4 protein-coding genes are annotated in these 8508 nt (G+C 65.8%); 2 read left to right on the forward strand and 2 right to left on the reverse strand.

Annotation, left to right across the window (positions count from 1 at the left end; all coding sequences use genetic code 11):
• Positions 1-11: 11 nt before the first annotated feature.
• Positions 12-5618, reverse strand: a complete 5607-nt coding sequence (locus tag C493_RS10805) for a PAS domain S-box protein (protein WP_007259469.1) — start codon at positions 5616-5618, stop codon at positions 12-14.
• 237 nt (positions 5619-5855) lie between these two features.
• Here C493_RS10805 and C493_RS10810 point away from each other — a divergent pair, with 237 nt between their 5' ends.
• A complete protein-coding gene (locus C493_RS10810; protein ID WP_049889303.1) occupies positions 5856-6113 on the forward strand; it encodes a HalOD1 output domain-containing protein in 258 nt (85 codons plus the stop codon).
• An 84-nt stretch (positions 6114-6197) separates the two neighbouring features.
• Entirely contained in the window at positions 6198-6983 is a 786-nt protein-coding gene (locus tag C493_RS10815) for a PAS domain-containing protein (protein WP_049889299.1), read from the forward strand.
• A gap of 76 nt (positions 6984-7059) precedes the next feature.
• Here C493_RS10815 and C493_RS10820 read toward each other — a convergent pair whose 3' ends face one another.
• A complete protein-coding gene (locus C493_RS10820; RefSeq protein WP_007259472.1) occupies positions 7060-8394 on the reverse strand; it encodes an adenosylhomocysteinase in 1335 nt (444 codons plus the stop codon).
• Positions 8395-8508 lie beyond the last annotated feature (114 nt).

The following is an 8508-nucleotide window of genomic DNA, read 5'->3' on the forward strand; positions in this document are numbered from 1 at the left end:
GAGAGCGAACGCTACGACGCGTCGGCAAACGAGAGCGCCTCGCTCCCGAACAGCTGCGAGAAGAGCCGCTGCTGGCCGATTCGGAGGTGACGGTTGACCGTCGGCTGGGTGACCTCGAGCATCTCGGCGATCTCCTCGCCCGTGCTCTCGCGGGGCCACTCGAAGAAGCCGGCCAGATACGCCGTTCGTAACACCTCGAGTTGGCGGTCGGTCAGGTCCTCGAACAGCGCCGTGACGAGTTCCTGTCTGGTCTGCATCTCGCGGGAGACCTGTCGTCGCGACTGGAGCTCTACCTCGGCGTACTGATCGGCGAGCATCTCGACGAACTCCCGGACGTCCGTCGTCGTCGGGACGTCGACCGCGACCGTGGTTCGCTCGCCGTCGGCGGTGATCGACCGCGGGCTGCCGCCGTGGCGGACCAGCCGCGAGGCGACGGTATCGCCCGTGATGGTCGCCTCGAACAGACAGCCCTCCTCGGCGTCGCTGACGAGTCGGTAGTCGGCGACCGAGACGAGTTCCGCGAGGACGTCGTCGACGTCGGCCGCCGACGCCCCGCGGGTCTCGAAGAACAGCACCGTCTCCGAATCGGTGTTCGCACCGAGGCCTTCGTAGGAGACGGTCGCGCCGGTCGCCGTCGCGAGCCGCGAGAGGAAATCGTCGCCCTCGAGCGTGACCGTCAACTCGACGAGCGTCTCCGCGTGGAGCGCTTCCTGGGTCTCCGCCGCGTTGATCGCGTTGGCGATCCCCTCGCCGAGTTCGGCGAAGACGGTGCGCTCGAGGTCGCCGAACGCGTCGGGTTCGTCGGCGTACACCGCCAGTACGCCGTAGCTGTACTCCTCGAACTGAAGCGGCACAGCGATCGCCGACTGAAAGCCCGCGTCGACGGCCACCCGCCGCCAGGGCTCGGCCTGCAACTCCGCGACGGCGTTCTCGACCACCGTCGGCGTCGCCGACCGCGCCGTTTTGACCGCCGGCTCCGCGCTCTCGCCCTCGAGGTCGAACTCGTGCGTGTCTAGATAGGTGGGTTCGTCGCCGGCCCACGAGCGGGCCTCGAGAGCCGTTCCCCCGGCCCCGACGTCGCCGATCCAGGCGAAAGAGATGTCGTCGGCTTCGACGAGACGTTCGGGAACGTTCCGCTCGATCTCGCCGCGACTGTCGGCGCCGATCAGCGACTGGTCGATCCGCCTGATGATGTCGGTAATCTGGATCTGACGGCGAAGCCGTCGGTTGCGGGTCTCGAGTTCGGCGTCCCGTTCGCGCAACGTCGCCTCGCTCTCGAGGCGGTCGAACGCGGCCTCGGTGGTCGCGACGAGCGTCTCGAACAGCTGTCGGCTCTCGTCGTCGATCGTCGACGGCGGGGCGACCAGCACGAAGACGCCGTGGTCGCCGATCGGGACGAGGAGACCGCCCGGCGCGTCGCCGTCGAACAGCGGCGATCGCTCGCCCGTCGCAGCGTCGTCGACGACCGTCTGCGTCCCCGCGACGTACGTCGTCCAGAGCACGGAATCGCTGTCACCGACGGCGACGGAGGGAATCTCGTCACCGCTCGAGGGACCGAAATCGGGCGTCGACGCGACCGGTTCGAAGCGGTTGGTATCGTCCTCGAGCAGGTAGACGGCCGCACTCGCGCGGTCGGACTCGAGTAAGTCGGCGGCGGTGTCGGTGACGAGATCGGCGATCGTTCCGGCCGTCTCCGCGTTGAGGAGTCCGCGTGCAGTCTCGTGGAGCGACTCGAGGGAGAGTTCTCGTTGTTTGCGATCCGTGATGTCCTGGACGGCTCCCCGGTAGGCGACGAGTTCGCCGTCGGGACCGTGGATCGGTTCGCTGATCGCCCGGACCCAGCGGGTGGCACCCTCGTCGGGCTGGATGCGCGCCTCGAGATCGTACCCCGTTTCGGTCTCGATCGCCGCCGTCAGCCGGTCGCGAACGAACGGTCGATCCTCCGGGTGGAAACACTGGATCGTCGTCTCGAGATCGGGGTCGACGTCGGGCGAAAGATCGTGGATTCGATACATCTCGTCGGTCCAGATGGCAGTCCGAGGGTCGGCGTCGACGTCGAGTTCCCAGCCACCGACGCTCGCCAGTCGCTGGACGCGCTCTAGAAAGTCGGTCGTGCGCTCGAGTTCTCGTTCTCGTTCCTTGCGCTCGGAGATGTCGCGGATGACGCCCGCAGTGCCGGCGAATCTGCTGTTGTCGGACGGCAACAGCGCCATGTGGTTTTCCGCCTCGATGACGTCGCCGTCGGCCGTCTCGAGGTCGACTTCGAGAGTTTCGTAGCGCTTGTCCTCGCGGCGCAGTTCGCGGACGAGTTCGCGAGCGCGCTCGAAGTCGGCCTCCGAGACGACCGTCGTCACCGCTTCGCCGACGAGTTCCGACGGTTCGTACCCCGCAAGCGACTCGATCGCGTCGTTGACGAACTGGATGTTCCCCTCGGGATCGAGTGTGTAAACCGGATCGCCGATCGCCTGAATGATCGTCTCGTAGCGCTCGAGTTCGCGTTCGCGGCGCTTTCGGTCGGTGATGTCGTTGTTGATGCCGACCATCCATCGGTCGCCCTGTTCGTCGGTTACGAGTCGAGCGCGGGCGCCGACCCAGATCCAGCCGCCGTCCTCGTGGCGAAGCCTGAACCCCCGGCGATACATCTCGTCGTTCTCGATCGCGCGCTCGAGATCGGGTTCGATCACCGGCAGATCGTCGGGGTGGACCCGCTCTCTGAACACCTCGTAGGTCCCGCCGAACGAGCCGGGCTCGAGGCCGACGAGCCGCTCTAAGGTCTCGCTCCAGAAGAGTTCGTTCGTCTCGACGTTTAGCTCCCAGATTCCCGTGTTCGTCCCCTCGAGTGCGAGCTCGAGTCGACGTTTCGTCTCCCGGAGGTCGCGCTCGCGGCGCTTGCGGTCGGTGATCTCCTGAATCGAGCCCACGATCCGGACGACGTCGTCGTCTTCGACGATCGGTTCGCCGATGGTGCGGACCCAGCGGACGTCGTCGTCGCCCTCCGGAAGCAGTCGCAACTCGAGCTGGTAGGGTTCGCCCTCGTCGATCGCGCGATCGATCGCCTGCCGAACTTCCGGGCGATCCTCCGGGTGGTAGTACTCGAGGGCTCCCTCGAGTCCGATATCGTCGGCGGAGTCGAGTCCGTGAATACGAGCGACCTCGTCCGTCCAGTGGACGTAGGTGCCGTCGCGGACGTCGAGTTCCCAGGCGCCGACGTTCGCCAGTTGCTGTGACTGGGTGAGTAGCTCCGTTGTTCGCTCGAGTTCACGTTCGTAGCGCTTTCTGGCCGAGATGTCGCGACCGATACCGACTTCGACGGGGTCGCCGTCAGGGTCCTCGACGCGCGTCGCGACGAACTCGTAGGGGATCCGTTCGCCGTCTTTCGTGAGGTAGTCCGCTTCGACGCGCGTATCGCCGGTTTCGAACGCCTCTTCGACCGACCGACGGATCGCCGGCTGGTCTTCTTCCGGGAAGAACTCGAGGGTGTGCATCGAGGCGATTTCGTCTTCGGTGTAGCCGGACACCTCGACGACCGTGTCGTTCCAGCGCAAGAGTTCGCCGTCCTCGTCGAGGACGTAGAAGACGTCGTCGATGGCGTCGAGCATGTCGCCGGTGAACTCCCGGTAGCGCTCGAGTTCTCGCTCCTTGGCCCGTCGTTCGGAGATGTCCCGGCCGATTCCCGCGACGACCGACTCGCCGTCGAGGTTCTCGAGGCTCGTCGCCACGAACTCGTAGGGGATTTGCTCGCCGTCGGCGGTCAACACCGACGCTTCGACGCGCGTCTCGCCCGTTTCGAAGACGTCTTCGATCGCCTCCGCGATGATCGGGCGATTGTCGTCGTCGAAGAACTCGAGGACGGTCATCTCCCGGACGTCCGCTTCGGTGTAGCTCGTCGAGTCGAGCAGGCTTTGATTCCACCGCTGGAGGTCGCCATCCCGGTCGAAGACGTAGAAAACGTCGTCGACGGCATCGAGGACGTCGTTCGTATACTCGGCGTACCGCTGGAGTTCCCGTTCGCGGCGCTGTAGTCGTCGTTCGTTTTCCTTTCGATCGGTAATATCCGTATAGATCCCGAGTATTCGTGTTTCGGCCTCGTCGTCGACGAGTCGTCCGCGAACGCCGGCCCACCGCCAGTCGCCGTCGGCGTGTCGCATCCGAAACGAGGTTTCGTAGCGCTCGCCCTCGGTAACCGCCCGCTCGAGGGCCGCTTCGACTCGCGAACGGTCCTCGGGGTGGACGCGCGCTTTGAAGGCCTCGTAGGTGCCATCGAACGAGCCGGGTTCGAGTCCGAGAAGTCGCTCCAGGGTCTCGTTCCAGACGATTTCGTCCGTCTCGACGTTCCACTCCCAGACGCCCGTGTTGGTTCCCTCGAGTGCGAGTTCGAGGCGGCGGCTCGTTTCCCGAAGCGATCGCTCGCGTTCCGTGCGTCCGGAGATGTCACGGGCGCTCGACAGGATTCGCGTCCGACCGGCGATCGAGAGGTGAATGCAGTGGACTTCGACGGGGAACGTCGAGCCGTCGGCGCGCTCGAACTCGCCCTCGAAACGCCGCCGTTCGTCGACATCGAGGTCGCCGAGCAGGGAGTCGACGGCGGCTTCGTCGAACGACGGATCGTGATTCCAGATTTTCGTCCCGATCAGTTCCCCCTCGTCGTAGCCGAGTTCGTCGCGAAGACGCCGGTTCGTCTCGACGATCGTTCCCTCGGGGTCGAGCACGTCGATCATGTCCGGCGAGCGATCGAACAGCGCCTCCAGGCGCGCGCTGGTCGCCTCGAGTCGGCGTTCCCGGTTCTTCCGCTCCGTGATGTCCTCGAGGGCCGCCATCGCGCCGACGATCTCGCCGTTTGCGTCCCTGATCGGCGCCTTCGAGAGGCTGACATCGATCAACGAGTCGTCCTTCCGACGGCGTTTCGTCTCGACGCGAGTGATCGCCTCGCCGGCCTCGAGACGGGTCCGGAACCCGTCGACCTCGTCGACCCGGTCGTCCGGAATAATCGGGAGCTGATCGCCCCGTACCTCGGCCGCCGTCCAGCCGAAGGTTCGCTCGGCGGCGGGGTTCCACACCTCGACGGTCCCCTCGAGGTCGACGCCGACGAGCGCCGTCGGCGACGCTTCGATCGCCGCCTCGAGGCGTTCGTTTGCGGTCCGGAGCGCTCGCTCGCGCTCGTCGAACTGCCGGTCGCGCTCGACGATCGTCGCCGTCAGTTCGTCGACGGTTTCGGCGAGTTCGGCCACGTCATCGTCGTCGTCGCCGTCGTTCGCGATCTCGACGGTGAGGGAACGAATTCGCGCCGCGCAGTCGCGGATCGACTCGTCGACTTCGCCCGCGTCATCGGCTTCGTCCGCGTCGGCCACGGCGAACCGCTTCCCTTCGGCCACGTCCACGCGGAGTCGCGAGACGAACGCCTCGAGTTCGGTCGTGAGCCGATCGAGACTCGGTTCGCGGTCGCTGTCGGTGCCGCCGTGTGCGGCGAGTCCGAACAGTACGAGCGGTGCTCCGGGAACGGTCGACTGACCCACCTCGAGCCACGGACTGCTGGCGAGAACGACGAGTCCGAACGCGACCGCCAGCAGCCAGCGGCGGGTGCGTCCGTCCGAACGCTCGCGGCGCGAAAGGACGTCCATACGCCGGATACGGTCCCCTCACAGATGACACGTATGGTCTATCAGATACCGTATATTTCTGTCCGCCGCCTCGTGCTGGATCGATCGGCAGACGGCGGGCGAACGGCTCGAGAACGTCAGTAGATGTCGATATCGACCGCCTCAGACTGGCTTCAATATGTATAGTGCCCAAACGACCGAGGGGTTACGTGTATAACGGACAGGGAAATGCCCGTCGTCGACGTGTATTCGAACGTAATGACCGGAACCACGCTCGACTACCACAACGACTCGCTCAGTCTGACCGTCATCGAGGCTATCGCCGACGAGCTCGAGACAGATCCGGTCGAGCTCGAGCCGCTCTACCACGCGGTCGACCCCGAAGCGCTCGATTCGCTGTTCCGATCGAACGCGGGCGTCGACGCGCGCGTAGAGTTCGCCTATGGGGACCACACGGTCGAAGTCCAAAGCGACGGGACCATCGTGGTCGACGGAACGGTCCATGCCCGCTCGTAATCGACGCCGGCCACCGACTCGAACCCGGTCGACGCCTGTAACGACCAGCGGCAGTGACGCGTACACACTACCGGAGGGGATTCGATGAGTACTCCGACGATGGCCACTCAGACCAGGAGTCTACCGCCGGTCGAGGCGCCGATCTCCGCTCGGATCGTCGCAGGGGACCGAACCCGTCGCGAGCGGATCGAGGAGACGCTCGACGGGGACGATCTCTCGGTCGAGACGACGGCGACGCTGTCCGCGACGCCGCACGAACTCCGGGGCGTCGACTGTCTCGTCACCGAATACGCGGCGACGACCCGAGCGGACGGGCTCGACCTCGAGACGCTCGGGCGACGCGCATCGGCGGTGCCGGTCGTCGTCCTCGTCGAGACGGGCGACGAGGCGGCAGCCGTGGTCGACGCCGCACGGGACCACTGCTGGATGGACTGTTTCGTCTCCGCTCCCGACGCGTCGACGATCGACCTCGGCCGACTGGAACACCGAATTCGAGGACTCGTCGATCGACGCCGTCTCGCAGACCTGACACAGCGGTCGCTTTCCAGCGTCGAACTCGCGGCGGACGCGATCGCCATCGTCGATCCGGACGACGAGATCGAGTTCCTCAACCGCTCGTTCGCGGTGCAGTTCGGCTACGACCGGAAAACGCTCTGTGGCGAATCGTGGCGGACGCTGTTTACCGACGAGAGCGTCGAGCGACTCGAGTCGACGGCGATTCCGACCGTCGCCGACGGCTGGCGCTGGACGGGGTCCTGTACCGGGCGCTGTCGCTCCGGCGAGACGGCCGACGTTACCGTTCGACTCGCCGGTCCGGAGACCGGCGGTCTCGTATTCGTCGTCGATACGCCGACCGACGCCGCGGATTGAGTCCGTCGGAAACGACGTGGAATCCGGATCCCGCTCGAGCGTGGTTCGAGCGTGATTCGCCGTTCTTTTCCCTAAACTACGTTCCGTGGTCCCAGCTACCCATGTAGTCGCGCTGGGTCTCCGTCAGCGAGTCGAAGTCGACGCCTTCGGCCTCGAGTTTGATCTCGGCGATCTCCTTGTCGAGTTCGTCGGGGACGTCGTGGACGCCCGCGTCGTACTCCTCGGCGTTCTCGAGCAGTTCGCGGACGCAAACGGCCTGAATGCCGAAACTCTGGTCCATCACTTCGACGGGGTGGCCGAGCGAGACCGGCGCGGCGAGGTTGACGAGTCGACCCTCGGCGACGACGTTGAGACGCCGACCGTCGGCCATCTCGTAGGCCTCGACGCCGTCGCGGGCCTCGTAGCGGTCGACCGCGAGGTCGTCTAGCGCCTCGAGGTCGATCTCGATGTCGAAGTGGCCCGCGTTGGCGAGCAGGACGCCGTCTTTCATGGCCTCGAAGTGTTCCTCGACGATGATATCGCGGTTGCCCGTGGTCGTCAGGAAGACGTCGCCGACCTCGGCCGCGTCGTCCATCGGCATCACGTCGTAGCCCTCCATGTGCGCCTCGAGTGCGCGCCGTGGTTCGACTTCGGTGACGATGACGTTCGCGTTCTGGCCGGCGGCCTTCTTCGCGACCCCCTTGCCACAGTAGCCGTAGCCCGCGACGACGACGTTCTTGCCGGCCCACGAGAGGTTCGTGGTCATCGCGATGGAGGCGAGCGAGGACTCGCCGGTGCCGTGAACGTTGTCGAACAGGCGCTTCATCGGCGTGTCGTTGACGGCGAAGACGGGGTAGTCAAGCGCCCCGTCCGCGTCCATCGCGCGCAGGCGGTGAACCCCCGTCGTGGTCTCCTCGGCGCCGCCGATAATGCCGTCGATCAGTTCGGGGTAGTCCTCGTGGATCGCGGCGACGAGGTCCATCCCGTCGTCGACCGTGATCGTCGGCTCGTGGGCGATGACGGCCTCGATGGCGTCGTAGTACTCGTCGTCGTCGACGCCGCGTTTCGCGTAGCTCGTGATGTTCTCGTGGGTGTCGAGCGCGGCCGACACGTCGTCGTGGGTCGACAGCGGATTACAGCCCGTCACGGCGACTTCGGCGCCGCCGTCGGCGAGCGTCTCGACGAGGATCGCCGTCTTCGCTTCGACGTGCATCGCCATCGCGATGATCTCGCCCTCGAACGGTTTCTCGGCGACGAACTCCTCGCGGACGGACTCGAGGATGGGCATGTGCTGGGCGGCCCAGTCCATCTTCCGGCGTCCCTCTTCCTGTGCGGATTCGAGGTCCTGAAATTCCGTTTCAGGGCTCGCCGAGCGCTGCTCGGCGGCGTCCGTCAGCTGTTGGCTGATCGGCGGATACGCAGTGTCGGTCATACGGTAACTGAGTAGCAGGGGCGCCAAAACGCTACCGAAGCACGAGCGCCCCAAAACGGAATCGATCGTCGTGACCCTGTCTCTTATACACATCTCTGAGCGGGCTGGCAAGGC

It is taken from the genome of Natronolimnohabitans innermongolicus JCM 12255 (assembly GCF_000337215.1).
GTDB lineage: Archaea > Halobacteriota > Halobacteria > Halobacteriales > Natrialbaceae > Natronolimnohabitans > Natronolimnohabitans innermongolicus.